The sequence below is a fragment of the Paenibacillus sp. A14 genome (genome assembly GCF_036864815.1).
GTDB classification, from domain to species: domain Bacteria; phylum Bacillota; class Bacilli; order Paenibacillales; family Paenibacillaceae; genus Fontibacillus; species Fontibacillus sanfengchensis.
On the sequence record NZ_JBAGJD010000007.1, the window covers coordinates 51,053 to 75,670 of the forward strand.

Annotated in this window: 26 protein-coding genes; 6 read left to right on the forward strand and 20 right to left on the reverse strand. The window is 53.8% G+C overall.

The genetic code is table 11. The features are described 5' to 3' along the window. Window positions 1-19 precede the first annotated feature (19 nt). Window positions 20-322 (reverse strand): hypothetical protein, encoded by a 303-nt coding sequence (locus tag V4U88_RS18445; protein WP_334074922.1) that lies wholly within the window; start codon window positions 320-322, stop codon window positions 20-22. A gap of 120 nt (window positions 323-442) precedes the next feature. Between V4U88_RS18445 and V4U88_RS18450 the strand changes: the two genes are divergently transcribed. Continuing rightward, a complete protein-coding gene (locus V4U88_RS18450; protein WP_334074720.1) occupies window positions 443-943 on the forward strand; it encodes a GAF domain-containing protein in 501 nt (166 codons plus the stop codon). 323 nt (window positions 944-1,266) lie between these two features. Here V4U88_RS18450 and V4U88_RS18455 read toward each other — a convergent pair whose 3' ends face one another. Continuing rightward, complete coding sequence (locus tag V4U88_RS18455) at window positions 1,267-3,390, reverse strand: endonuclease MutS2 (protein ID WP_334074721.1); 2,124 nt, start codon at window positions 3,388-3,390, stop codon at window positions 1,267-1,269. A 593-nt stretch (window positions 3,391-3,983) separates the two neighbouring features. Between V4U88_RS18455 and V4U88_RS18460 the strand changes: the two genes are divergently transcribed. Then, window positions 3,984-5,876, forward strand: coding sequence for an LTA synthase family protein (locus V4U88_RS18460; RefSeq protein ID WP_334074722.1), 1,893 nt, complete (start codon window positions 3,984-3,986; stop codon window positions 5,874-5,876). Window positions 5,877-5,959: 83 nt separating this feature from the next. Here the strand turns inward: V4U88_RS18460 and V4U88_RS18465 are convergent, their stop codons facing one another. Then, window positions 5,960-7,348, reverse strand: a complete 1,389-nt coding sequence (locus V4U88_RS18465; protein WP_334074723.1) for an MATE family efflux transporter — start codon at window positions 7,346-7,348, stop codon at window positions 5,960-5,962. A 159-nt stretch (window positions 7,349-7,507) separates the two neighbouring features. On the opposite strand from V4U88_RS18465, the gene V4U88_RS18470 reads away from it, so the two are divergent. The 4 genes from V4U88_RS18470 (at window position 7,508) to V4U88_RS18485 (ending at window position 10,738) form a co-directional block, all read left to right on the forward strand. Then, window positions 7,508-8,413, forward strand: coding sequence for an AraC family transcriptional regulator (locus V4U88_RS18470; protein ID WP_334074724.1), 906 nt, complete (start codon window positions 7,508-7,510; stop codon window positions 8,411-8,413). A gap of 129 nt (window positions 8,414-8,542) precedes the next feature. Next, on the forward strand, window positions 8,543-9,406 hold the full coding sequence (locus V4U88_RS18475) for a DegV family protein (protein WP_334074725.1): 864 nt from the start codon (window positions 8,543-8,545) through the stop codon (window positions 9,404-9,406). A gap of 157 nt (window positions 9,407-9,563) precedes the next feature. After that, complete coding sequence (locus V4U88_RS18480) at window positions 9,564-9,986, forward strand: hypothetical protein (protein ID WP_334074726.1); 423 nt, start codon at window positions 9,564-9,566, stop codon at window positions 9,984-9,986. 44 nt (window positions 9,987-10,030) lie between these two features. Then, window positions 10,031-10,738: an AIM24 family protein gene (locus tag V4U88_RS18485; RefSeq protein WP_334074727.1), complete on the forward strand. Its 708-nt coding sequence runs from the start codon at window positions 10,031-10,033 to the stop codon at window positions 10,736-10,738. Between the two features lie 81 nt (window positions 10,739-10,819). On the opposite strand, the gene V4U88_RS18490 is transcribed toward V4U88_RS18485, so the two are convergent. The 17 genes from V4U88_RS18490 to ctaD form a co-directional block, all read right to left on the reverse strand. After that, the gene (locus V4U88_RS18490; RefSeq protein ID WP_334074923.1) at window positions 10,820-11,959 is read right to left on the reverse strand and encodes a phosphodiester glycosidase family protein; all 1,140 of its coding nucleotides are present in this window, start codon (window positions 11,957-11,959) and stop codon (window positions 10,820-10,822) included. Between the two features lie 163 nt (window positions 11,960-12,122). Then, a complete protein-coding gene (locus V4U88_RS18495) occupies window positions 12,123-12,482 on the reverse strand; it encodes a rhodanese-like domain-containing protein (protein WP_334074728.1) in 360 nt (119 codons plus the stop codon). Window positions 12,483-12,485: 3 nt separating this feature from the next. Then, window positions 12,486-12,797 carry a rhodanese-like domain-containing protein gene (locus V4U88_RS18500; protein ID WP_334074729.1) on the reverse strand — a complete coding sequence of 104 codons (312 nt, stop codon included), beginning with the start codon at window positions 12,795-12,797 and terminating at the stop codon, window positions 12,486-12,488. Window positions 12,798-12,830: 33 nt separating this feature from the next. Next, on the reverse strand, window positions 12,831-13,091 hold the full coding sequence (locus V4U88_RS18505; RefSeq protein ID WP_334074730.1) for a metal-sensitive transcriptional regulator: 261 nt from the start codon (window positions 13,089-13,091) through the stop codon (window positions 12,831-12,833). A 384-nt stretch (window positions 13,092-13,475) separates the two neighbouring features. Then, window positions 13,476-13,955: a low molecular weight protein-tyrosine-phosphatase gene (locus V4U88_RS18510; protein ID WP_334074731.1), complete on the reverse strand. Its 480-nt coding sequence runs from the start codon at window positions 13,953-13,955 to the stop codon at window positions 13,476-13,478. Between the two features lie 118 nt (window positions 13,956-14,073). Further along, on the reverse strand, window positions 14,074-14,658 hold the full coding sequence (locus tag V4U88_RS18515) for an NAD(P)H-dependent oxidoreductase (RefSeq protein WP_334074732.1): 585 nt from the start codon (window positions 14,656-14,658) through the stop codon (window positions 14,074-14,076). Between the two features lie 297 nt (window positions 14,659-14,955). Next, on the reverse strand, window positions 14,956-15,288 hold the full coding sequence (locus tag V4U88_RS18520) for an antibiotic biosynthesis monooxygenase family protein (protein ID WP_334074733.1): 333 nt from the start codon (window positions 15,286-15,288) through the stop codon (window positions 14,956-14,958). Window positions 15,289-15,371: 83 nt separating this feature from the next. Further along, on the reverse strand, window positions 15,372-16,655 hold the full coding sequence (locus tag V4U88_RS18525) for an ABC transporter permease (protein WP_334074734.1): 1,284 nt from the start codon (window positions 16,653-16,655) through the stop codon (window positions 15,372-15,374). Further along, entirely contained in the window at window positions 16,648-17,553 is a 906-nt protein-coding gene (locus tag V4U88_RS18530) for an ABC transporter ATP-binding protein (RefSeq protein ID WP_334074735.1), read from the reverse strand. Before V4U88_RS18530 ends, V4U88_RS18525 begins: the two co-directional genes overlap by 8 nt. Before the next feature lie 17 nt (window positions 17,554-17,570). Next, window positions 17,571-18,491 carry an ABC transporter ATP-binding protein gene (locus tag V4U88_RS18535; protein WP_334074736.1) on the reverse strand — a complete coding sequence of 307 codons (921 nt, stop codon included), beginning with the start codon at window positions 18,489-18,491 and terminating at the stop codon, window positions 17,571-17,573. Then, on the reverse strand, window positions 18,488-18,901 hold the full coding sequence (locus tag V4U88_RS18540; RefSeq protein WP_334074924.1) for a GntR family transcriptional regulator: 414 nt from the start codon (window positions 18,899-18,901) through the stop codon (window positions 18,488-18,490). The genes V4U88_RS18535 and V4U88_RS18540 overlap by 4 nt, the downstream gene beginning before the upstream one ends. A gap of 42 nt (window positions 18,902-18,943) precedes the next feature. Continuing rightward, a complete protein-coding gene (locus V4U88_RS18545; RefSeq protein WP_334074737.1) occupies window positions 18,944-19,672 on the reverse strand; it encodes a hypothetical protein in 729 nt (242 codons plus the stop codon). Between the two features lie 601 nt (window positions 19,673-20,273). Further along, the gene (locus tag V4U88_RS18550) at window positions 20,274-20,738 is read right to left on the reverse strand and encodes a DUF420 domain-containing protein (RefSeq protein WP_334074738.1); all 465 of its coding nucleotides are present in this window, start codon (window positions 20,736-20,738) and stop codon (window positions 20,274-20,276) included. 28 nt (window positions 20,739-20,766) lie between these two features. Then, on the reverse strand, window positions 20,767-21,678 hold the full coding sequence (gene ctaG, locus V4U88_RS18555; RefSeq protein WP_334074739.1) for a cytochrome c oxidase assembly factor CtaG: 912 nt from the start codon (window positions 21,676-21,678) through the stop codon (window positions 20,767-20,769). 108 nt (window positions 21,679-21,786) lie between these two features. Next, complete coding sequence (locus V4U88_RS18560) at window positions 21,787-22,104, reverse strand: cytochrome C oxidase subunit IV family protein (protein WP_334074740.1); 318 nt, start codon at window positions 22,102-22,104, stop codon at window positions 21,787-21,789. 1 nt (window position 22,105) lies between these two features. After that, complete coding sequence (locus V4U88_RS18565) at window positions 22,106-22,735, reverse strand: cytochrome (ubi)quinol oxidase subunit III (protein WP_334074741.1); 630 nt, start codon at window positions 22,733-22,735, stop codon at window positions 22,106-22,108. Then, window positions 22,732-24,582, reverse strand: a complete 1,851-nt coding sequence (gene ctaD / locus V4U88_RS18570; RefSeq protein WP_334074925.1) for a cytochrome c oxidase subunit I — start codon at window positions 24,580-24,582, stop codon at window positions 22,732-22,734. The genes V4U88_RS18565 and ctaD overlap by 4 nt, the downstream gene beginning before the upstream one ends. Window positions 24,583-24,618: the final 36 nt, after the last annotated feature.

The window sequence follows — 24,618 nt, forward strand, 5'->3', positions numbered from 1 at the left end:
CCGGACGGTTCTTGACTGCTCAGGCGGAATCGGCTCTCGCCTTGCTTTCCGTCCGATGAACCGCATCGCACAGGTGCTTGAGCACCGTACGTATTTCCTTTATCTCATCCCTACCTGAGCCGGTGATGGAATACAAATCATTGTGGGCGGTCAGAAAGTTGTCTTCCGTCAGGCGGTCCAGCTCCTGCTTCACTTCGCGTTCTCCCACCCTGTACCCCTGTGTTTCCAGCTGCGTAAGCGTCTCGTTGACCGTAAGGTCTCCCTGTGTGGCTTCATGGAGCATCTGTATGCGTATGAACAAATTCTGCACGTCGGCGCGCATGGTAAGAACTCCCCTTTCCGGCGTTAAATCGTTCAATTTTTATATACCCCCGCAAAACTGCGCGGAAACAACGGGGAATCAGGTATAATAGGGACTATATGCAAAGGAGGGGTTCCATACATGTTTCAAGCCGACCAACTGACAGGTACCCGCGAAGAGCAGCGGCGGGCGGTTCTGTCCCAGCTTCAAGCGCTTATTGCGGGGGAGCGCAGCGCAGCCGCCAATTTGGCCAATGCTTCGGCTCTGCTCCATATCTTTTTGCGGGATATTAATTGGGTAGGCTTCTACCTGTTTGACGGACGGGAGCTCGTGCTCGGCCCGTTTCAAGGGCTGCCCGCCTGCATCCGCATTCCGCTCGGCAAGGGCGTATGCGGAACGAGTGCGGAGCGCCGGGAGACCCTGCGTATTGAAGATGTTCATGCTTTTCCCGGACATATTGCCTGCGACGCGGCTTCCAACAGCGAGATCGTCGTTCCGATCGTCAAGGACGGAGAACTTCTCGGGGTCCTCGATATCGATAGTCCGCTCAAAGGGCGGTTTGACGAGCAGGACCAAGCTTTCCTGGAACGCTTTGTGGACGTCCTGAAAGAAGGCCTTGTGCTCCCGTTATCCCTGGTTTAAGTTGCCTTGTTCCAATGTAAAAAAGCCCAATCGAGCCGGGCTTCCCGGTCGTTGGGCTTTTTTTGCTCCGGCATCCGCCTTCTAGTGCCCCGTCAGTCAGCCTTGATTAACATAGAATTCCTGCATATCTGCAAGTTTTTTTCCTGTTCGGAACAAAAATTTCAAGATTCCTGCAATTCTGCAGGAATTTTCGACGAAATAGGCTCGATTCTCTAAAATCGCCAGAAATACCTGCAGATTTGCATCTTTTGGAGTTGGAGTTGATAGTGCGCCCGGCACCTTGATAGCCGTGGGCTTAAACGGATTTGGATGTCTGATGGGGACTAGTAGGTTTCGTCAGGCTTGCGGATAATCTCCAAGCCCTCGACGTGCCGTTTGGACATCAGCTTGCGTTTTTTGCGGTTTTCCTTCGTATCCAGCACGATGTCAAGATCGTAATCCTCGGGATACAACTGATCCTTTTTAAGATAAGGTTTCAGCCGCTTCCGGTTCACCTTGATGCGCTGCTTTTGGATCAGGACACCGACAATCCCGCGCGAGTCCTCGGGCTCGCTGACGATGCCGATTTTTCCGAGGGCCGTCACGTAGACGGCATCCCCGACTTCAAACCGGTGAGGAGCCAGCTTTACCTCGTCTTCCTGCTCTTCCCGATCAGTGCTCCCGGCCGCACTATCTTTGACGGAGGTACCGGGTTCATCACTTCGGCTGGAAGCTCCCCGCTCCTCCTGTGGCCGCGGTCCCTCCCCTGGCCTCGTTCTTGCCTCAGGTTGCCCTTTCGCCTCTGTTCGCGCCGCCCCGCTCCCCAATTCGGGCGCCGCTCCTGTATGCGGCTGCAGCGGCTGGCCGGAGATCCGAGTTCCCTCGGAACCGGCCCTTGCCGGCACGATCTCATCCCACAACGACACTTTGCCCCCGTCCCCGATCTGGCGGCTGACGATATGCTGCGATCTGGCGATAATGTCCGGCGTAATCCCCAATTTTCTGGCGATTTCGATGGCGTAGCTCTGTCCGGCCCGGCCGATGGTCAGCTTATACAGCGGGCGCAGGGTGTCCGGGTCGAATTCCATCCGCGCATTCTCAAAGCCCTCGGCCCGGGAGGCAAAAGTCTTCAGCTCATTGAAGTGCGTCGTTACCAGGACGGTCGCTTTTTTTCGGCTGAACTCCTCCAGGATCGCGATCGACAATGCGATTCCTTCCCCCGGGTCCGTTCCTGCCGCCAGTTCGTCGATCAGCAGCAGCGACGACGGGCCGGCGGCTTTCAGCATCGCAACCAGGCTTTGAATTTGCGCCGAGAAGGTGCTGAGCGATTGCTCCAGGTTCTGACCGTCCCCGATCACCGCCATGATGCCGCGGTATACGGCAAACTGGCTCCCGGGGGCTACAGGAACCAGCAATCCGGATTGCACCATCAAGGACAGCAAGCCGAAGGTTTTGAGCACCACCGTTTTTCCCCCGGTGTTCGGTCCGGTGATGATCAAGGTTTTATAATCCGCGCCGATCTCCAAATCCAGCGGCACCATGCTGCTGAGCAGCTTCGGGTGCTTCGCCCCGCGCAATACCGTTCTGCCATCGTCATTTACGCGCACGGCTGCGGCGTCTATCGAAGCGGCGTATTTCGCCTTGGCGAAGATAAAATCATACATGCCGGTGATATCGATATTCCCTGTGATGCTTTCGGCCTCTTTTTCCACCAAATCGGTCAAGTAACCGAGGATCTTCGCTTCCTCCCGGGCTTCCTCGCCCTGCAGCAGCTCCAGCTCCCCCTGCAAAGCCGAGATTTCATCCGGTTCAATAAACACCGTCTGCCCGCTGGTCGATTGATCCAGCATCCGGCCTTTGACCTGCCTGTAAAATTCCTTTTTCACCGGTATGACATAGCGCCCTCCGCGCACGCTGACGATGCTCTCCTGTAAAATCGCCGCGTGGCGGGACATGACGGATTGCATCTTCTTGTTTATTTTCTCTTTAAGCATGTCGATTTTCCGGCGAATTCTCTCCAGATCGCGGCTCGCCTCATTCGTAATGACTCCGTGACGGATGCAGCGCATAATTTCCTGACGTAGCGCGGGCAAATCCCGCAGCGATGCGGCATAAATACCAATCTGCCAGGCGGCGTCGCCCTTGGATTCGATATACTTCTTCAACTGCCCGCAGCTATGCAGGAAGGTTTGCACCGCCATCAGATCCTGCTCCGTGAACAAATACCCTGTTCCGAGCAGGGAAGCGACGAGCTCGATGCCTTCCAGGGACGGCAGCGGAACGCTTGAGCCTCGGCCGATCAGTTCCAGCGCCTCGGCCGTTTCGGCTATCGCGCGTTCGATTGGCCTGAGCTCTTCCATCGGAGCCAGCCGGGCGATGCGGGCCCGCCCCTCATAAGATACGGCGAACGCCGCCAAATCCTGCTTCATGCTTTCGTATTCCAACATATTTAACGTAAAATTCTCCATGACCTATGGATCCCTCCTGCAAATGAATGGTGATGGGTGAATACAGAAAAAGGGCAATGGACAGCACGAAAATGCCATCCATTGCCCTTTTTTATCCGCAAATGCAAATGTCTTGTTCTTAATCGGATTTTACGGCCGCAAAAAAAGCCATGCTGGAAACAGCACGGCTTCGGGATTGAAAATCCGAAGAAACAGACAGCGGTCAAAGCGCTGAATGATTTGTGTTCGTGTGTTCTTAACTAAATTCACAGACCGAAAAGAGGCGCAGAAAATCAAGGGTTCCCTGTGCTTCAAAAAACACAATGAACCAAACCTGCATTTCTTCCGGTCGCTATGAAATTGATTAGTTAAGAACCTTCACCGACATCAAAATCTCTCCTACGCTTTGCGGATGACTTCAATTTACCAAAAAAGTAAGTCAAGTGTCAACAAAGCGTTGTTGTAAGGCTCGTATCGCTGCATCCACTTGGGATATCTTGTTAAAAGTGTGAATTGAATTATTTTGTTCCGCAACTCTTTTCATGTATTATATTAAGGGTATTTAAAATGTAAAGGCAGTTTAAACTTTCTCTTGATTTAATCGCAACGAAAGGATGGATCATACCGTGCCTGCTTTAAATCGTATCAGGCTGGGCAATATTAAGCCGTTCGTCTTTTTCACCTTCATTTTGATACTTAAAACTTATCTCGCCTGGATTGCCATCTTTGAGGAGATGCCGCCCTGGGAACCTCTGCTCAAGGAACTTCCGTTCATTTGGGCCCTGTTCTGTCTTATCGAATGGTTCTCGTCCAAACGCAAGATCGTCGTTTATCTTACCGTCAACTTGATCGTCACGGGGATCTTCTTCGCCGCGATCATGTACCATAAATATTACGGCGTAATGGTGACCTATCACGCGCTCCGGCAGGTGAAGCAGGTCACGGCGGTCAGCAACAGCGTATTTTCCCTGCTAGCTCCGTACTACCTGCTGATCTTTCTCGACATTGTCGTGATCGGAGTCTGGTTGTTCCGCAAGAAGAAGGCCGAGAAACTGAAAGCCTTCTTTAACCTGAAGAGCTTGCGGACCGGCATCATCGCCACGGTGTTCGGAGTTTCGATCGCGCTTTGTATCTTCAATGTCTGGCCAAACCGGGCGAGCATGAATGAAATCAAGCAGGCGGAAAAAATGGGGATTCTCAATTACGAAACTTACGTGATTTTTTCCGGCAGCAAGAAGGAAGAACTGGTCGACAAAAACCAGATCAACCAAACGAAAATCGATCAATTGAAGGGAATTACCCCGCCGGCGCATCCGAAATACTTCGGACAGACCAAAGGAAAGAACCTGATCATTATCCAGTTGGAATCTTTTCAGAATTTCCTGATCGATCTGAAGATTGACGGCCAGGAAATCACGCCGGTCATGAACAAGCTGGCCAAGGAAAATATGTACTTCAAGCATTTTTACCAGATGGTGGGCCAAGGGAACACCTCGGACGCCGAGTTTGTCGTCAACACATCCTTCTATATTCCTTATAATGAGGCGGCCACCCAAAATTATCCGGACAAGGAGCTGCCCAGCCTGCCGAAGCTGATGAAATCGGCCGGATACGATACCGCTACGTTCCACACGAATGTGGTGGATTTCTGGAACCGCGGCGAGTTGTATAAGGCGATCGGCTTCGACCGTTACTATGATCAGGAGTTTTTCGGCCAGGAAGATACCGTCTTCTTTGGTCCGTCCGATGAAGTGCTTTACAAGAAAACGACGGAAGAACTGGACAAAATGCGGCAGGCAGGCAAGCCGTTCTACACCCAGGTCATTTCCATGACGGCGCATCATCCGTTCACCATGCCGCACGAGAAGGACCGGATTACGCTTCCTGAACGTTATCGGGACAACATGGTCGGCGATTACCTTCGCTCGCAAAATTACGCGGACTACGCCCTGGGTCAATTTATCGAAGACCTGAAGCGGAGGGGCATCTGGGACAACAGCGTCGTCGTCATTTACGGCGATCATCTGGGCCTGCCGATGCACTCGCTCGATAAACATGGACTTGAGCTGATGCATGAGATCTACGGCCGGGACTACGGCTATATCGATATGATTAACATTCCGCTCATCATTTCGGCACCCGGGGTCTCCGCGCCGAACCTGTTCGAAAATGTAGGCGGGCAGGCGGATATTCTTCCTACGGTAGCCAACCTGATGGGGATTTCGCTGGACCGGCATATCCACTTTGGCCAGGATATATTGAACCAAACCTACAACCTGCTTCCGCAGCGGTATTACTTGCCGTCCGGCTCATTCCTGAACGATAAAGCCCTGTTCATGCCGGGGGTATGGTACAACGACGGCACCCAATATCCGGTCGCCGAAGACGGCGTGAGCCAGGCGCTCACCACGGAGAAGGAATACAACCGGGCGCTGGAACTGCTCCGGCTCTCCGACAGTTATGTACAACAGCTTCCGGACCGTGTTCAGGCGGAGAAAGCGGAATAAGACGTTGCAGTGAAAAGGCGCCCCGAATTCGGAGCGCCTTTTCGCCGTTTTTATATGTTTCCAACACTGCCGCTGTCTCTACTTTACACGCAAATCGCCGGATCACCGCCCTGCACCCTTTCCATATCCGCTTCCTTCATTCTCAGGAATTTGCGTTCCCTCCAGCGAATAAAGGAGAGCACACCGCGTAGATATTCATCGGCGATCATACAGGAGTAAATCGCGATGATGCCGTAACCGAGCGAAACGCCGAGCAAATAGGAGCAGCCGGTTGCAACAATCCACATGAAAATCAATGAAATGTTCATGGTATAGCGAGTATCCCCCACCGCATTCAGAGAGTTGCCGATGGCCATGTTGACCATTTTGCCGGGCTGCAGCAGCAGATTCAGCCACAGCAGCGCGCCGCAAAGCGCCAGAATGTCCTGATCCTTCGTAAACAATTCCAGCACATTGCGGCCGAAAACCACCAGGATAAAGGCATTGACGATCACGAGCGGCAATCCGATCGCCAGCACTTTGAAAACGGCATGATAAGCCTCCTTCGTTTTGCCCGCGCCGTACAGATGGGCGATCTGAATCTGGGCGGCCAGCGCGAGCGAGAATCCCAGCAGGAAGCAGAAAGATTCCAGCGTATTCATATACGTCCGGGCCGCCAATTCCGTCGATCCCAGCACCGCCAGGAACGAGAAAATCGCCAATTGGGAGAACACCCAACTCGCCGAGTTGACGCCGAGCGGCCAGCCGATGACCAAAATTTCCTTGAACAGCTTGCGATCGAACAAGGCGAAGTCCCTGCGCTCGATTTTCCGGTGGAAAGCGCCCAGGAAAATCACGAACAGCACGATAGTGGCGAGCAGCCGGCTGATGACCGTGGAGATCGCTACGCCGGTCAGCCCCCATTGAGGGAAGCCGATTGCCCCGAAAATAAATCCGTAGTTCATTACAATATGAATGACGTTCATCCCGATCGCCGTCACCATCGGCCCCTTGGTGTTGCCGGTATTCCGGATCGCCGTGCTCAGTACGGCCATCAAGGCCGTCAAGATCATGCCGCCGCCGACGATGGAAATGTAAATCTCGGCCAAGGGCAGCAGTTCCTCCGGCAATTGCAGAACCCGGGCGATTGGCCGGGGAACCGCGATCAACAATATGCTGAGGGCCAGGCCGATCGCACCGGTCGCGTTAAACGCGATAATCCCTACCGTGCGCGCGTCTTCTTCCTTGCGGGAGCCGATTTTTTGCGCGATAACGATCCCGGCGCCGCTCGCCACGGTGGCAAACAACGTCGTCAGCGCGTTAAACAGCTGGTTGGAGAAACCGACGACCGCTACCGCGTGATCCGATATCCGGCTGACCATCAACGTATCGACCGACCCGAGCAAAAACTGCAGAAATTGTTCGATAAATATCGGCCAAGCCAAAAGCCACAAAGAGAATTTATTCTTCTCGCTCCCCTTTTTTTTCTTCACTATTAAAACCTCCTGTTGTATGGGGGACGTTTCTTGGTGTCACCACAAACTTTTTAACATGAAACACATTATAGATGGTATAGTTGTAGCGATGTATCAGAAAATCAACTCAATCTTTCAATATTCAAACCTGAATCATCAATATTCTGGAGGTGTGATATGCCGCCAATTATCGAGTTTACCGCACCGCCGTTGCCCCACTATATCGTCAGCGGGTTGGCGGCTCTTCCTGTGGGAGGCAAGCATCCCAGCCGTAAAAATATCGGCGCCTTTGACCTTCTCGTCGCGGTCCGGGGATGCCTCTATATCGGCGAGGAGGAACGGGAATACGAGGTCACCGAAGGGCATGCCTTGATCCTGCGTCCGGACAGCTACCATTACGCTTACGAGGGCTGCCGGGCAGAATCCCTGCACCATTGGCTCCACTTTCAAATCCTCGGGGACTGGCGGGTCGTGGACGAAGAGGAGTACTGGCTCAACCGCGGGCGAAGCCATGAAAGCGATCCGCAAGGGTACTTGTCGCTGCCTCCCTTTACGGCTACCGCTTACACGATGGCCTTGCCGCAGTTCATCAAGCTTGCGCAACCGCAAAAAATGGCGGAAATCATCAGCGAGCTTACGGCGATGAACCGTCACATCCATCTGTCGAGCGTCCGCTTAAAGCAGCAGGCCCTGTTTCAGGAGGTCATTCTGCTATTGTCCGCTTCGCTGGAAACGGAGCACCCCACCCCGCAATCCCTATGCGCGGAGCGGGCCGCCTCTTACTTGCGGGAGCATTTCCGCGATCCGTTCTCCGCCCGGAAACTGGGAGAAGCGATCAATTTTCACCCCGTTTATATCGCGCGCTGTATGCAGAAAGTATTCGGCTGCTCGCCTTCAGCTTATCTGCTGCGGCTGCGGGTCGACCAATCGAAGCTGCTTCTGCTGCAAACCGATTTGCCGATCGAGCGGATCGCGGAGGAGGTCGGTTTCAACCAGGCCGCCTACTTTACGGCGAGCTTTTCGCGTTTTGAAGGAATGTCTCCGCGCAAATACCGGCAACGTTTCGCCTATACCAAAAGCTGACGTTTGTCGAAGTGAGGCCATACAAAAGATTACCTAAGTGAACTTCTTTGCTTTATGTATCCCGGCCCCCTATAATCAAAGAAAGCTATGATTCTTCTTATCAAATAAATACCAATTGGAGGAAATGCGTTGACACAAGTGAAAATATTCGCGGACAGCATCTCCGATATCCCCGAGTCCTGGATGACCCGGTACGGGATCGGGATCGTTCCGCTCTATGTCGTGTTCGGTGAAAAGGCCTACAAAGACAAACTCGAAATCACCACAACCGATATTTACCGGCGGGTCGATGAAACCGGGGAATTGCCCCGGACGTCGGCACCGTCTCCCGCCGATTTTATCGCGGCCTTCACACCCTGGATCGAGCAGGGCGACACGATTGTATTCCTCAGCATGTCTTCCCGGCTCTCTTCTACCTGCCAAAACGCTTTGATTGCCGCGGAGGAACTGCCGGAAGGCCGCGTCATCGTTGTGGATTCACTGAATGTGTCGGGCGGAATCGCCCTCCTGGCGCTGAAAGCCGCCCAAGCTGCCCAAGCCGGAGCAAACGCCCCGGATATTGCTGCCATGCTGGAGGAACTCCGCGACCGCGTGGAGATCGAAGTGCTCGTCGACAGCCTGGATTATCTTCACAAGGGCGGCCGGGTATCCAGCGTGCAACATATGATCGGAAGCCTGCTGAAGATCCGCCCCGTCCTTCGCATTAAGGAAGGGCTTGTCATTTCCGCCGATAAATATAGAGGCAAGACCGAAAAAGCCGTGGAGCGAATGGTTCACCATTTCGCGGAAAATATCCATAAGATCGACCGGGACCTCATCATCGTGGCCCAAACGCTTGCGGAAAAAGCTGCCGATTACATCAAGACAACCTTGCTTGAGAGAACCGATGTCCGCGACGTGGCCATTATCGAAGGGGGCTGCGCGATTTCCTGCCACTGCGGTCCCCGGACCGTGGCGATCATGTATTTGCGTCGGCCGGGATACACCATGTAGCCGGACCGCTTTAGGGAGGCTCGTTCCGCTTTGAGAACGGGTCTCTTGCTCATGCTTAACGTATCGACTCAAGCGTGTAAATAAAAGGTATGGAAACTTTTTAACGGGCGAGATCGTAATACTGAAGGAGAACTTGTATTTACGGAGGTGGAGAAGAATGCGACTGCGCTCCGTTTTAAAAAAGACCGCACTGGCCCTGCCGATCGGCGTATCGTTGATATTCGGCCCGTTTCTGCCCGGGGAATCCCGCGCGCATGCCGGCTTTTTCAGCGACTTTTACAAAGGGGCCAAGGAAATATCCGAGCTTCCCGGGGAAGTGAATGAACTGAAGGCGAACTACGAAATGACGCAGGACAAGCTGGCGGAAGCGGAATCGACCCTGGAAGCCTACCGCGCACAGAACGAGGCCCTGATGGAACAAAACCGCGAATTGGCCGCCTCGGTCACGGCTTTGACCGAAGCCCAACAAAAACGTGAGGCCAGCGCCCGGAAGACCCGCATCCTGATTTTGACGGGGGTCGCTCTGCTAGCCGGTTATTTCATTTTGCTGCGGGTCATCCGGTTGTTGCTGCGGCGGTAAATAGATAAAGTTCCTGACTTTGGGCTGACGAGGAGAACATGACGATGAAACTGGATTACGAAAGCGACCCGTCCGGCTTTGGCGGACAAGCCGTCACCTTCAGGATTGGGGAGGGGGAATTGCTCCATGTGCTGCATCCGGCGCAGATTATCGCGTTTCGCGGGCAAGCCGGGAGCCGAACGGACCGGCTGATGAACATGAAGGGCATCTACCGTAAGAGAAAGCTCATTCGTGCCGATCTCGCCGGTCCTTGCGAATTTGTAGCCGCCATGCCCCCTTCCGTAACCCTGAAATCGATTAAACTGTCCGACGGAAGCGACCTGCTGTACGACTTCAAGCATTTGTTTTATTATACGGAGGGCGTCCGTATGGAAACGCGGATGCTAAGCATGAAGAATATGATGATTACCCGCGACGCCATTAAGATGAAATTTTCCGGCGAGGGGCAAATCGGCATCCTGACGCAAGGTCAGGTTCTGGAACTGCCGCTGTTGCCGGACGAGCCGCTATATGTAGAGGCCGGCTGTGTCATCGCCTACCCCGAGAACGCCAAACTGGAGCTGTCCGTATACGGCAACCATCTGGCCAGCCAACATATGAAATACCAGTGGAAAATTACCGGACATGGTACGGTGCTGATCCAGGCCGGCGGCGGAGGTCGGGAGCTCGAGCGCGACCTCGACAATAACGACGGCATCGTCAAACGGTTTCTGCGCGAGGCGATTCCGTTCGGCGGCGTATTCATCAAATGAATAAAAAAAGGCGCCCTGCCCTCATGTCACCCGAAAGACGGTTTGAGGACAGTGCGCTTTTTTCGTTTGAAACGCAACACGCTATTTTTTGCCCGGATCGATATCCTTCGGCCGCAGACCTTCCCAAATGTTCGGAATGTCCACCTGATCCGGATCATCGAATACGAGGAACGCCGTCGGCAGGTAGCGCTCCCCGTGTTGGGACGAAGGCTTGTTCACAATCTCCCCGCCCTTCGAGACCAGTACCGTGGAGGAACCACCGTCCAGATTGGCCGCAATGACCGCGCCGCGTTCCAGCAGGATATTCTGAACATCATAGAGGCTCGCTCCGATACTGTATCCCGGCTGGCGGCCGTCGATGACGACGAAGAGGATCGCACCGTCCTCCCTCTGCCCCATCGCGGTCCGCGGGGCGATCCCCCAGCCATCCTTCTGGCTGCGGATCTGTCCTTTGCCGTTGACGATAATCCGCGGCTGGAACGTTACGGCCTCCTGTATGCCCAGCTCATCAAGCTCCTTGAGTGTATATCTCCCGGCAATCATCTTTCCTTTCTTATCGATCCCCACGATTTGAGTCGATGCCTTGGTGCCGATGCCGTTGTAATACAGTTTGCCTCGTGAAATAACGACGCCGATCGGCTTGAAGCCGTTCCCTTTCCAATTCGGATCGGCAAAACCGCCGCCGTTCACGCCGGCGAGAGCCCCGGTTCGGTCGACCATGCTGGATACCTTCTCCCCTCGGCCCCGCTTGGCCGGAACCCCCAGCCGAATTTTCGTCGGATCGTTGACGGTCAGCACATAACCGCGATAACCGTCGCCCGAAATTTCCTCTGTCTCGATTAACGGCTTCTTGGCCTCGGTTTGGTCCTTGTCCGAAGGCAAATCGATGGTATGGGTATCTCTTTCCTCCCCCATCTGCTCAAACTTCTCCTGATAAGCGGCCACCCGTTTATCCAGTTCGGCTTGTCCGATTATATACTTGGCCCAATGGCGGTGCTGCGTCGTGATCAAGGTGTCCGCCATCAAATAACGGACATTGTTCCCCGAGGGCGTAAAAAACAGCCAGATCCCGGCGACCGCACCCAAAAACATCATGACTATAATCAATCTGCCGATAAAGCGGAAAAAGCCTCTTTTTTTCTTCTTTTTCGACTTTTTTCGCGTAGGCGTGCCTTTTCCCCGCCGAACGGACGACCGGCTAGGCAGCGATGAAGGCTGCATGGTTTGCATAGTTTTCTTCTCCTGACTCCTTGGTTTTCATACTCTCCAAGTAAAACGTCTCCCGGAGATAGAAAGTTTCATTCAACCCGGAATAATTTATGGATAGAAAAAAAAGCACCGGCCCGCATATCGCGAACCCGTGCTTTAAACCGGTAGAAAAAATTCAGGCGCAAAATCTGCCGCGAACCGCGTAGATTTGGCAAAATCCGCGGTTTTTCAGCATCCGGGCGGCCCGTTTGCTCTGATGCAAGCTGCAGGAAAGAAGAACGACCGGCTCCTCCGGCGACAATTCCTTACTCCAGACGAACGGCAGCCGGCCAAGGGAAATATTAATCGCGCCCTGCACATGGCCTTGTTCGTAATAAACGGCATCACGGATGTCCACCAGCTTGGCCGGCCCCTTTAGAGCCGCCGTTTCGCGGAGCTGGCTGGCATCCACAAATGCAAGCCCCTTCACCGGCCTTAGACGGTGAACCATCCAGCCGGCCACGGCCAGGAAAACGATCGCTATAACAATCATCATCGCTTAAACCAGCTCGCCTCGCCAGGCCAAAAGCCCGCCGGTCATGTTCACCGCATCATACCCCTTCTCCGCCAGTAGTTCACAGGCAAGTCCGCTGCGGCCTCCGCTGCGGCAGACGATAAACCATTCCTTCTCCCGGTCCAGTTCCTCGAATCTTTCCGGCAGTTGCCCCAGCGGGATATGCTTGGAGCCCGGGATGTGAGCTTCCTCCCATTCGACGGGCTCGCGCACGTCCACAATATTCAAATCCTCTCCACGCTCCAGCCGCTTCGCCAGCTCATCGGCCGTAATCTCCTTATTCGCTTGGAAACTCATCCTTCATCCTCATCTCCTTATCTTCATCGCCGTCTAGCGGCTCTTGACCAGCAGCTCTACGGCCTCCTTGACGCGTTGATCCGCGCTTATTCCGTCGGTACCCTGCAGCAGGCAGTGCTGCAGATGATCCGCCACGATCTGGGCGATCGCTTTATCCGAGGCATTGCGCACGGCGGACAGTTGGCTGACGACTTCCTTGCAGGACTTGCCTTCGTCCATCAGCCGGAGAACGCCGCGAACCTGACCTTCGATCCGCTTCAGGCGCCGTTTTAAATCTTCCGAATAAGTTTCCATCGGAATCCCTCCATCTTCAGGGGAAGCATATACCCCTATGGGTATAATAATAGTGAAGCCTTCCCCGTATGTCAAACGTATGTGCACTTTCCAACCCTTCCGGCTCCAAAAGATGCAAATCTGCAGGTATTTAGGCTCATTCACGAGGGGATGCGAAAAAGGATGCAAATCTGCAGGCATTTCTAGCGGTTTTAGAGAAACGAGCCGGTTTCGTCGAAAATTCCTGCAGATTTGCAGGAATTTTGAAATTCTTGTTCCATACAAGAAAAAAACATGCAGATACGCAGGAATTCAATGTTATCAAGGTTGTTGATGGGGCACTAGGATGGCAAAAAACAACCCGCCCCATACATGGGACAGGCTTCGCAGTTACAATCACGACAGTTACAACGCTTCCCGCTTGATCTTCTCCAGCAGGGCGCCGCATCCTTTTACGACCATTTCATAAACTTCCTCAAAGTTACCGGTAAAATAAGGGTCCGGCACTTCCTTCACTGTGGAATCGGGCACCAGGTCGAGCAGCTTGACGATTCGGGCATCCGCCTGCCGGGCCAAAGCCTTCAGGTCGCGTTCATTCTGATTGTCCATCGCGACGATATAGTCGAACCGGGTAAAATCGTCCGACCCGACCTGCCGCGCCAGCAGCCCTTCATACGAGATGCCGTACTGTTCCAGGATTGCCCGAGTCCCCTCATGCGGCGGCTTGCCGATATGCCAGTTGCCGGTTCCGGCGGAATCGATCAGAAATTGCTCCGTAAGTTTCTCCTCGGCGACGAGATGCCGGAAGACGGCCTCGGCCATCGGGGAACGGCAAATATTCCCCAGACAGACGAACAGCACGCCGACTTTGCGGTTTTCGCTCATGTTCATTCACCTCTTGTCAGATCGTACTATAAGTCCCGCCATCGAACAAGCCTTTCCGTTTGAGTGCTTTACGGCAAGAAAAAAGCCGCGTTTTCCGCAGCTTTTGCCAAGAGAAATTCTAGAAAGCACTGAACAGGCTTCTTACCCGCTCGAGCATGTCCCGGCGCTCCTGATCCGTCACGGACTGGTTGACCCCGCCGAACAGCAGTTGTTCCGCGACTTCGATGCCGCAGAAGTCAAAGATGCCCTCGCCGGAAGTTTGCTTCAGCGCATCTTCCATGCCGATCGCTTCGTAATAGTCCTCAGACGTTCCGTAGGTGCTGATAATGACCCCTTTTTTTCCCGTTAACAGCTTGTCCACAGTACCTTCACCGTTATAAGTATACGCAAACTTGTATGCGAAAACCCGGTCGATATATCCCTTAAGAATCGCGGGAAGACCCGCCCACCAAATCGGGTAAATCAAAGTAATGACGTCCGCCCCGGTCAAGTGGTTTTGCTCCGTTCGGATGTCCTCCAGCAGGTTTCCTTCCTTCAAAGCTTTTGTATCCTCCAGGGATAATACGGGGTTGAAGCCCATTTTGTAAAGATCGCGGACTACGACCTCGTGACCGCCCGAATTCAGCGCATCCACCGCCGTTTGCAGGATTTTGTGATTAAAGCTGTCCTCGTTGGGGTGGGCGTACACTATCAGATGATTCATGCCTTGCAACCTCCTAATCGCCATGGCTTCGGCTTAAAATCATCCGTATTATGCGCTATTTTTATAATTTCAAACCTGGCCGCCACAGTAGCGGCGTTTTGCGGCGCTATCTCGGCCCAATTTGGTTCCGCAGGGATAATAGCGGCCCAAAAGGGTCCTATTCCCCTGTTGCGGACCCCGAAATCAGGGTTTTGCCTGCTTTTTCCAAAAATAAGCTCCTAAAAAGCCACTATTCCACACCGCCCAGCAAAATTCGGCAAAATAGCGCCGCGTAGGGCCCTTATTCACCCGCCCGGATCAAATCTCGCCAAACGAATACTCCTTCTCCACCTTGCAAATCCGGACGGTGTAATTTTCGTACCAAACCTCCCGCCCCTGCTGCTGCGCCGTTTTGTGCAGCTCGTTTTGCTTCCAGTTCTTGATGTCTTCAAGGCTGGCCCAATACGAAATGGTAATGCCTTTCCCCGCCTCGTTGCGGACGCTTTCCGCTCCCAGATAGCCCGGCTGATTCACCACAAGCTCATCCAGCTTTTGGTCCATTTCCGCATATCCTTGATCCCCGGCCGTTCTTTTGCTCGAAAAGATAACGGCGTAATACGGAGTTTCGGACAGGCGCTTGTGTTCTTTCATTGGAATTCCCCTCCCTCGATCGCTTTATTACCGCTTGAAATGATTAAATCCACCCCGGATGGAGTGGATCTACACTGGCTTCTTTAAATTTTATACGCCCGCATCGCCTTTTGCAATTCTTTAAGGGTCGGCCGCTTGCCGTAAAGCAGCACGCCGGTGCGGTAAATTTTCGCGGAAAGCCAACCGAACAGGAAGATAGCGATAAGCAGTACGGCCAGCGAAGCGAGGATTTCCCACATCGGCGTGTCCCCCAGACCGATCCGGACGATCATCGAAACCGGCGAGAAAAACGGAATATACGTGCTTACCTTCAACAACGTCGAATTAGGGGCGGAGAGGCTGAAAATCCCGATATAGAAAGCGGCGAGAGACAGCATCGTAATCGGCATGATCGCCTGCCCCAGCTCTTCCGTACGGCTTACGAGCGATCCGATGGCCGCGAACAAAGTGGCGTACAGGAAATACCCGAGAATGTACAGAATGAAGCCAAACACAATGACTTCTACGCTGATCTGGGACAAATCCAGATTCAATTCGGACAGGATCGGCCGGTTGTGCGGAAGCGTTACGTTAATGGCAATCACGGCCGCAAAAATGAAGATCTGGAACAGCCCGATCAGGAACATGCCAATGATCTTCCCGAACATTTGCGCGAGCGGCGATACGCTCGTAATCAGAATTTCCATGATGCGCGAGCTCTTTTCCGCCGTCACTTCCGCGGCGATCATATTGCCCGTCATCATAATCGTCATAAAGAAGAGAATGACCAAAACGTACACGATCACATAATTAATAAGTGCGGGTTTTTCCGTCTTTCCTTCCCCGGCTCCTGCCGCTCCCGGCGCCGCCTGCTTCTGCGCTTCGATCTGAACCGGAGCCGTCAATGAAGCGATTTGCTCCTCGTTGAGCGTCCCCTTGGTGATATATTCGGCCTTGACGCTTTGCAGCACCGCCTGCAAGGAGGCTTGAATGTCTTGGGGAATGCTGTCTTTCTTGGACACATAGGTTACGCCCGGAAATTCCCCGGCGGTACTTTCGCCAAATTGGAGGTAGCCGTCAATTTTTTCGTCTTCGAGATCCTTCTTCAGCACCGCTTCGTCCGCTTGCTCGTACTCCGTTAAAGTAAAGCCGGGAGACTCCTGTTTATCATGATAAGCCCTGAACGATTGAACGATTTCCGGCTGACTGCTCCGAACCAACCCGATCGACGCCGGTGCGTCATCCCCGCCCGTAAATTTGGCGATAAAATAAGGCACGTTCATGCCGATGGTCACAAGCAGCGCCAACACCAGCGTCGTGATCAAAAACGATTTGGCTTTGACCTTATTAAGAAACGTAAACCCGATAACGGTGGTCATTTTATTCATGCGATTCACCCACTTCTTTAATGAATATTTGATTCAGAGTCGGTTCTTTGATTTCAAAATGCTCCACTTCGCTCTGTTCCATCGCCGTGCGCAAGACAGCTTTGGCCGCTCCCACGTCGGAAATGCGGATCAGGTATCCCCGTTCCTTCCGTTCCACCCCGGTTACCCCCGCGATCCCTTCCAGTCCCGAGACTTCCGAAGTGGTGTGGAGCAGAATTTCCTCTCTCGGGTATTGTTTCTTGATCTCGCGCAAGCTGCCCTGAAGCACGGTTTTGGAGCGGTGCAGGATCGTGATGTTGCGGCACAGCTCCTCTACATGCTCCATCCGGTGCGTCGAGAAAAGAATGCTGGTTCCGCTGTCCCGCAGCTCCTTGACCGTCGCTTTGAGCAGTTCGACGTTAACCGGGTCCAGACCGCTGAAAGCTTCGTCCATAATGACGATCTTCGGCTTGTGGACGACGGCGGCGATGAAGCCCATCTTTTGCTGGTTCCCTTTGGACAGCTCCTCGATTTTCTTGTCGTAATACTCCGGAACCTCGAACCGGTCCAGCCAATATTTCAAACTCTTGTCGGCCTCGGAAGCGGACATGCCCCGCAGGCGGGCCAGATAGATAATCTGGTCGCTAACCTTGACCTTGGGGTACAACCCGCGCTCTTCCGGCAAATACCCCATCATATGCTGAAGCTCCGATCCGTAAGGCTTGCCGTTATATAAAATCCGTCCCCCGTCCGGATAAATCAGCCCCAGTACCATCCGCATGGTCGTCGTTTTGCCGGCCCCGTTAGCCCCGAGCAAACCGTAAATTTCCCCTTCCTCGACTTGCAGTGAAATTTCGCTCACGGCGGTTTTATTGCCGAATTGCTTGACTACCTTATCCAGTACCAATGGTTTTGACATCAGTGCTCCCTCTTTTCTTATGTGATGAGTTCTTCGGGCGGATGCCCCTGTATCCACAATTCCAAAATATCATCGAGCTCCAGACTCCGGCTTTTGAGAATTTGAATCGTACCTGCGCTTTCTTCCATTTCCAGCCCCGCGGCGTTCCTAGCCAGGATGCGGAAAACGGAAGGTCCGTCCGGGACGCAGCTGAGGACACCCGGTACTTCGGCAAGTTCCTCCGGCTCCGCTCCCCGTACCCAGACCTCTTTCCAGGTGTTGAACAAGGCATCTTTCTCGGCCATGCCCTGTATCCGCCCCTGATGAACCAGAACGATAAAGTCGGCGAGACGCTTAACTTCCTCCACGACATGGGTGGAGATGACAATCGTGACATCCTCCTCGTCCAGGCAGGAGCGAAGCTGCTCGATCATATCTTTCCAGGCGAAGGGATCCAGACCCGAGGACGGTTCATCCAGCAGCAGCAGCTTGGGCCTGGCCGCCAGCACCGCCGCGATTTCGAATTTTCGCCGCTCTCCTTTGGACAATCGGTTTAAGCGTTCCCCGCAAGGAATTTCAAAACGGTCCACCAAGGTCTCAAACCGTTTCTGATCCCAGGTTGGATACCAATGCGAGCGGAATTCCGCCGCATCCCGGGCCGTCAGAAAATTCTCTTCCAGGGCCGGATTTTCGGGGACATACCCGATGCGCTGCTTTAAAGCCAGCGGCAGCATCTGATTGGCCGGTCCCCCGTACCAGGCAATCTCCCCCGCGTCGGGATGGATCGTCTGCAGCAGGAGATTCATGATCGTGCTCTTCCCGGACCCGTTAGGGCCGACCAAGGCGACCACGTAGCCCTTCGGAATGCGAAGATCTAGCGGTCCGATCGGCTTTCTTCGCCCCTCTTTAACCACGCCTTTCATTTCGATAGCGATTTTTTGTTCCGCAGTCTCCGTCACTTCGGTTCCCCCTTGCTTTTCGCTTCGCCGTACTTCTTTTTCAAAATTTGCAAAAACAAGTTCTTCAGCTCATCTTCCTTGTACTGTACCGAAATCCCGGTATCCACGGCCGCCTCCACCGCTTCCTGGACCACGGTCCTCCGGTAGGCATCGCGCTCCCCGGCCCCGACGCTGGCCACAAACGTGCCAGTCCCCTGCTTCGTGCGAAGCAGCCCCTCGTTCTCCAAATCCTGATACACCCTCCGCACTGTGATGACACTGCAGTTTAAACTGCCCGCGAACTCGCGGATCGACGGAAGCAGCGTGCCTTCCTCAATTTGCCCGCTGACGATCAGGGACCTGAGTTGAGTCTCGATTTGGTGATACAGGGGTTCGGCGCTATTTTCGTTGATCTGAATAGGAATCCACACCTTCCGGTTCACCTCCGATTCCAGGCAGACCATTGAAGTTCATCATCTTGCCAGATCCCTCCCGCCCAATCGCCGCAGCGTGATCCTGCTGAACAAGATCAGAAGAATCGCGCCTCCCGCCAGACATCCCCACATCACGGGAGACAGCAAACCGAACCGTCCGGATTGGTGTAAAGTAAAATCAAGCAGGCTGCCGTCAAACCAGGCTATGATGAAGGCCAGAGCGCCCACCGCGAACATTAAGGCAAAAGTCATCCACAGATAGGTGCGGCCTCTCGTCAAAAACTCCAAAAATATATAGGGACCGTTCATAGCCAGGGCATATCCCATCCAGGTCAGCGCAAAGGAGATGTATTGGACGAACCCGATCCCCTCACCCATGAAATAAAGCATCGTGTACAATGCCGCGAAGAATATTGCCCCATTAAACACCACGGCCGTTGCCAACTGGATCAGGCGGCTTCTCATAATCGTCCGGCCCGGAATCGGCAGGGTTCTGTAATATAGCAGCATCTGCGTGTAGGAATCCTCCTTTAAGTAATTAAAGGACCGCCGCGAAAAGTAGAAGCCGATCATGGGGATGAGCAACAACGCCATAAAATCCGCCATCGGCGTGAGTACCCTCTCCACCTCGGCCTTTTCACTGGACTGGAACAGAAAGCTGATCATCACGCCGGAATACACCATAAAAATCACGTTCCAGATCAAATACAGGCGGTCTGCCCGCAGGTCTTTCCTAAAAATAAACCAGGCATCCTTCCAGGTTTTCAATTCGGATCCTCCCAACTTAACTGTGCTTACTGTTTATATCTTTATACACAGTATATACTGTGCTCATAATGACGTCAACTCAGGTTTGTATCCTTCCTGCCTGCAGCACTGACGTTGCATCAAACCCGACACATGGTGCTGCCCGCCACATTATCGGCCTTTTGGGGCGCTATTCCGGCCTGATTCGGACTCGTGGGGATCAAGCGGTCAAAAAGGGCAGCCGGAGGGAAGTCTAACGGCCGTAGCAGCCGCTATTTAACGAAAAGTAACCCTTTCGTAATTCTAGCGGTCGTGAGCGCCGTTATTTCCCCTGGATTCTCGCCCTAACAGCCTGTTTATGCGAAATAAGCGCCGTGGCGACCGTTAGAATGGGAAGTCGGCGTTTTCGAGGCAAATAACGGCTGTGGCGACCGTTAGCCTAATCTTTGCCTTTCTTGCAAGGCTGCTCATGCGACGGCAGTTAGGGTAATGGGGCGCGCCGGATCCAACTCGCCACACCGAGGCGACAAGTTTCTCTGTCTCTCCTCGCCCCCCCCATACAAAACCGCGCAAAAAAACCGCCGGAGCCATCGAGCTCCGGCGGTCGCCGTCATCATTTCCATTACAGCCCAAAAATCACTTCCCACACCGGTTTCGTATGTCCGCCGGGATACAACAAATACAGAAGGACATAAACCGCCACACCCGTGACCGCCGTGAAAAACCAGATCACGGAAGTCGTACGCCCCCACTTCCGGTGCTTCGCGTACTTCTCCTTGAAGCCCAGAAAGAGCGTAGTGATGCCGAAGACGGCGGCCACCGTGGCCAGCACGATGTGGAAGATCAGGAAGATCTGGTAGTAGATCTTCAAATCATCCGGCCCGCCCCAAGACGTATTGCCGATAAATACGGTCCGCGACATGTAGATGATGAAGAAGAGCAACGCGGCCACGGCCGCGGCAATCATCGTCTTCTTGTGCGCTTCCCGTTTCCCCTTGATGATCAGGTTCCAACCGATCGCCACCAGCACGGCGCTGATTACGATAAACGATGTACTGATCGTAGGGAACAAGGTAAACAAATCCATGAGAATCCTCCTGTCCACGCGTCAATCTCTAAACCCGATTCAGCTTGAAATCCTCCGCCCGGGCATCCTCCTTGTCCTCCCGATTTTCCTGCCGGTACCATTGGAAGAATACGTAAGCGAGCATCGAGGCGAAGATGATCTCCTGAAAAAATTTCATTAGTATGCCTCCAACCTGCTGGTCCACCCGAGGTTCGAGATAACCGAAGTATTCCGGCCCACCGAATTGGCTAAGCAGCGTGGCCGGATCTCCCGGCACGCAATACCCCATCGCTTTGGCCCATACTTCGGGATCGCTGTAGGTCGCATACAGCGGCTCCGGCGCAAAAATAATCAGACCGCATGCCGGCGTCAGCAGCACCATGTTAAGGAAGATGAAGCCCATCTTCTTCAAGCCGTGCGCTCCCGCCTGTTCTGGCAGCGGTTTGACCAGCGTCCACCACATCAGCACCGAAGCGAGGAACAGAATAAGATAATACAGGCGGTGAACACCGAAATGAAGCATGACATAGTCGTGAACAACCGGAAGATGGTAGATGGAAAACAGCCCGTTGAACACCACCGCCGCCACCACCGGATGCGTCAGGAACCGGAGCCGGCGCAGCGGACCGCGGCCAAGGAACGGCGCGGCCGACCGCCACACCCAGGCGGGAAGGCCCAGCATCAAAAGCGGCGGAGCCACAAGATAGGATAGCGCCATACTGACCATGTGAAAGCTGAACATCATGTGGCCGAGCAGTTCGATCGGTCCGCCCTGGGCGAAATACAGCACGGTGATTCCAAATAAAAACAAACTTCTTTGGCCTGCGCTTACAGCGGGTTGTCCCCGTTTCTCGTTGACCGGTCCCGTCAACACAAGGTACCCCGCCGTAATGAGCAGTATGACCGCCAAAAACACGGGACTCCAAACTTCCGCAAATTTAAAATATTCTAACCCCAGCACGCTGAACCCTCCCTTCCCGCCTTCGTCTTTCTGTCGATTTTGTGAACGCGTAATACCCGTCAATAACATGAAAGAGGCGGCTTGAATTCAAGCCGACCTCTTTATATTTTACCACCACATCCAGTATAGCGCCGCTATGATCGCCGTCCCGGCGACGAAAAATCCGCCGGCCATAAATACGATCGGAATCATATGGCCTTTATCCTTCATGTGCATCCAGTAGCCAAGTTGAACAAGAACTTGCAGCACAGCCATCACCAGCAGAAGCAGCACCGTAAAGGCGGTGTTTACGCCCCCGGCCGCCACCGCCGCAAACGCGATCAGCGTCAGAATGATCGAGAAGACGAAGGCGACGATATGCTTCTGCGGCCCTTCATGGCGGTGACGGTGCTTGACCGCCTCTCCGTTCGAATCGTGACTGGTCATGTTAACCTACCACCTTTCCGAGCAGGTAAACTACGGTAAAAATAAACACCCACACGACGTCGATAAAATGCCAGTACATGGCGGCAACATAAACCTTCGGAGCTGTAACGACGTTCAATCCTTTTTTGAACAGCTGTCCGATCAGGATCGAAATCCAAAGGATCCCGAACAAAACGTGCGCTCCATGGAAGCCGACCAGCGTATAGAAAGCCGAACTGAAGGCGCTGGTGGTCATCCTGTAGTCTTCATGGATCATGTATTCCGCAAACTCGTAAATTTCTAGCACCAGGAACGCCAGACCGAGCAGAACCGTAACCGCGAGCCAATTCGCCAACGATTTGCGGTTCCCCCGATGCATCGCCTGAATGGCGAACACGCTCGTCAAACTGCTGACCAAAAGGATAAACGTCGCCGCCGCCGTGATCGGCAAACTGAACAGCTCGCTGGCGGACGGGCCATCGGCCACCTGGTTTCGCAGCGTCAGGAAGGTGGCGAACAGGGTTCCGAACAGGACCGCTTCGCCCCCAAGGAAAAGCCAGAAGCCAAGCACTTTGTTGCGGCCTTCCAGCGTCGCCTTTTCCGGTTCATGGGGAAGTTCGCCCGATACCTGCTGTGCATGAGGTGTCGTCATGCTTTTACCCCCTTGTCGTTCAATTCATCCGGTTCGATATGCCAGCCGTGATCGTCGAATAGCGAACGAAGCAGCATGGACCCCAGCGTAATCGCCAGGCCGATTCCCGTGACGATATAGTTGCTGAACAGGAAATTCAGCAGGCCGTTGCCAAAGTCGTCATTCGTGAACATAAAGCCAAGACCAGCGATAAACAGGCCGACCGACATGACAAACGGCAGAATCGTCGGCGAAGGCATATGGATCGGCCCAACCGGCTCGGCAGGCGTCATCTCCTTGTTCCCGGCCATCTTTTCTTTCCAGAAAGCGTCGATCCCGCGCACGAGCGGAGTTTGCTTAAAGTTGTATTCCGGCGGCGGCGAAGGAATCGCCCACTCCAGGGTCCGTCCGTCTTCCCATACGTCGGCTTCCACGCCCTTCGGCTGTTTGAACGAAATCGCCACATTGATCAGGAAAATAATCACGCCGACGCCCATCAGAAAAGCGCCCACCGTACTGATCAGGTTCATCAGATCGAAGCCTTGGTTCGGCAGGTACGTAAATACCCGGCGCTGCATCCCCACGAGTCCAAGAAAATGCTGCACGAAGAACGTCAGATGGAAGCCGATAATAAACGTCCAAAATTCCAGCTTGCCGAGCTTTTCGTTCAGCACGCGTCCGAACATTTTCGGCCACCAGTAATGCAGCCCCGCGAACAGCCCCAGCACGAGACCGCCGACAATAACATAGTGGAAGTGCGCTACGACAAAATAAGTGTCATGATACTGGTAATCCGCCGGAGCGGAGGCCAGCATAACCCCGGTAACCCCGCCCATAACAAAGGTCGGAATAAAACCGGAAGCGAACAGGTTGGCCGTTGTAAAGCGGATTTGACCGCCCCACATCGTGAACAGCCAGTTGAAGATTTTGATCCCCGTCGGAACGGCGATCAGCATGGTCGCAATCGAGAACAGCGCGTTGGCAACCGGCCCCATCCCTGTGGTAAACATGTGGTGCGCCCACACCATGAAGCCGAGGAAGGCGATCAGAATCGTCGCGAACACCATCGAGCTGTAACCGAACAACCGCTTCCGGGAGAAGGTGCTGACCACCTCGGAAATAATCCCGAAGGCCGGCAAAATCAAAATGTAAACTTCAGGGTGCCCGAAGATCCAGAAGATATGCTGCCAGAGCACCGGGTTCCCGCCCATGGACGGTACAAAGAAATTCGCGCCCAAAATCCGGTCGAAAGACAGAAGCACCAGGCCTACCGTGACCGCCGGGAAAGCGAACAAAATCATCGTCGAAGTGACGAAGGTCGTCCAGGTAAACATCGGCATCCGCATGAATGACATCCCCGGCGCACGCATCGTAATGATCGTGGCCAGGAAGTTGATCCCCCCGATAAGCGTACCCAGCCCGGCGATCTGCAAGCCGATCGTATAAAAATCGACTCCGTGCGTCGTACTGTAATCCGTGGAGGATAGCGGCGTGTAAGAGGTCCATCCGGCATCCGGCGCCCCGCCCATAACCCAGCTCAGATTCAGCAGCAGACCGCCGAAGAGGAAGGTCCAGAACCCGAGCGAGTTCAGAAACGGAAACGCTACGTCGCGGGCTCCGATTTGCAGCGGAATGACCGCGTTCATCAGCGCAAAAATAACCGGCATAACGCCGAGGAAAATCATGGTTGTTCCGTGCATCGTAATCAATTCGTTAAATTGCTGGGCTGTTACGAAATCATTCATCGGTTTGGCCAACTGAACGCGGATCAGCAGCGCTTCAATCCCCCCGATGCCAAAGAACAGACCGCCCGCTATCAAATACAGGATAGCGATCTTTTTGTGGTCGACCGTCGTCAACCAGTCCATCAAACCCTTGTACCGCTTGACACTGTGAGCGTGAGC

Excerpts from the sequence above, each read along its gene's own strand:
- V4U88_RS18450 (WP_334074720.1), top strand. The coding sequence starts at position 443 with ATGTTTCAAGCCGACCAACTGACAGGTACCCGCGAAGAGCAGCGGCGG.
- V4U88_RS18495 (WP_334074728.1), bottom strand. The coding sequence starts at position 12,482 with ATGATGATTGTTATAGCGATCGTTTTCCTGGCCGTGGCCGGCTGGATG.
- V4U88_RS18485 (WP_334074727.1), top strand. The coding sequence starts at position 10,031 with ATGAAACTGGATTACGAAAGCGACCCGTCCGGCTTTGGCGGACAAGCC.
- V4U88_RS18525 (WP_334074734.1), bottom strand. The coding sequence starts at position 16,655 with ATGAATAAAATGACCACCGTTATCGGGTTTACGTTTCTTAATAAGGTC.
- V4U88_RS18455 (WP_334074721.1), bottom strand. The coding sequence starts at position 3,390 with ATGGAGAATTTTACGTTAAATATGTTGGAATACGAAAGCATGAAGCAG.
- V4U88_RS18510 (WP_334074731.1), bottom strand. The coding sequence starts at position 13,955 with ATGAGCGAAAACCGCAAAGTCGGCGTGCTGTTCGTCTGTCTGGGGAAT.
- V4U88_RS18445 (WP_334074922.1), bottom strand. The coding sequence starts at position 322 with ATGCGCGCCGACGTGCAGAATTTGTTCATACGCATACAGATGCTCCAT.
- V4U88_RS18550 (WP_334074738.1), bottom strand. The coding sequence starts at position 20,738 with ATGGATTTGTTTACCTTGTTCCCTACGATCAGTACATCGTTTATCGTA.
- V4U88_RS18490 (WP_334074923.1), bottom strand. The coding sequence starts at position 11,959 with ATGCAGCCTTCATCGCTGCCTAGCCGGTCGTCCGTTCGGCGGGGAAAA.
- V4U88_RS18505 (WP_334074730.1), bottom strand. The coding sequence starts at position 13,091 with ATGGAAACTTATTCGGAAGATTTAAAACGGCGCCTGAAGCGGATCGAA.
- V4U88_RS18530 (WP_334074735.1), bottom strand. The coding sequence starts at position 17,553 with ATGTCAAAACCATTGGTACTGGATAAGGTAGTCAAGCAATTCGGCAAT.
- V4U88_RS18480 (WP_334074726.1), top strand. The coding sequence starts at position 9,564 with ATGCGACTGCGCTCCGTTTTAAAAAAGACCGCACTGGCCCTGCCGATC.
- V4U88_RS18565 (WP_334074741.1), bottom strand. The coding sequence starts at position 22,735 with ATGACGACACCTCATGCACAGCAGGTATCGGGCGAACTTCCCCATGAA.
- V4U88_RS18470 (WP_334074724.1), top strand. The coding sequence starts at position 7,508 with ATGCCGCCAATTATCGAGTTTACCGCACCGCCGTTGCCCCACTATATC.
- V4U88_RS18560 (WP_334074740.1), bottom strand. The coding sequence starts at position 22,104 with ATGACCAGTCACGATTCGAACGGAGAGGCGGTCAAGCACCGTCACCGC.
- V4U88_RS18515 (WP_334074732.1), bottom strand. The coding sequence starts at position 14,658 with ATGAATCATCTGATAGTGTACGCCCACCCCAACGAGGACAGCTTTAAT.
- V4U88_RS18520 (WP_334074733.1), bottom strand. The coding sequence starts at position 15,288 with ATGAAAGAACACAAGCGCCTGTCCGAAACTCCGTATTACGCCGTTATC.
- V4U88_RS18460 (WP_334074722.1), top strand. The coding sequence starts at position 3,984 with ATGGATCATACCGTGCCTGCTTTAAATCGTATCAGGCTGGGCAATATT.
- ctaD (WP_334074925.1), bottom strand. The coding sequence starts at position 24,582 with ATGGACTGGTTGACGACGGTCGACCACAAAAAGATCGCTATCCTGTAT.
- V4U88_RS18500 (WP_334074729.1), bottom strand. The coding sequence starts at position 12,797 with ATGAGTTTCCAAGCGAATAAGGAGATTACGGCCGATGAGCTGGCGAAG.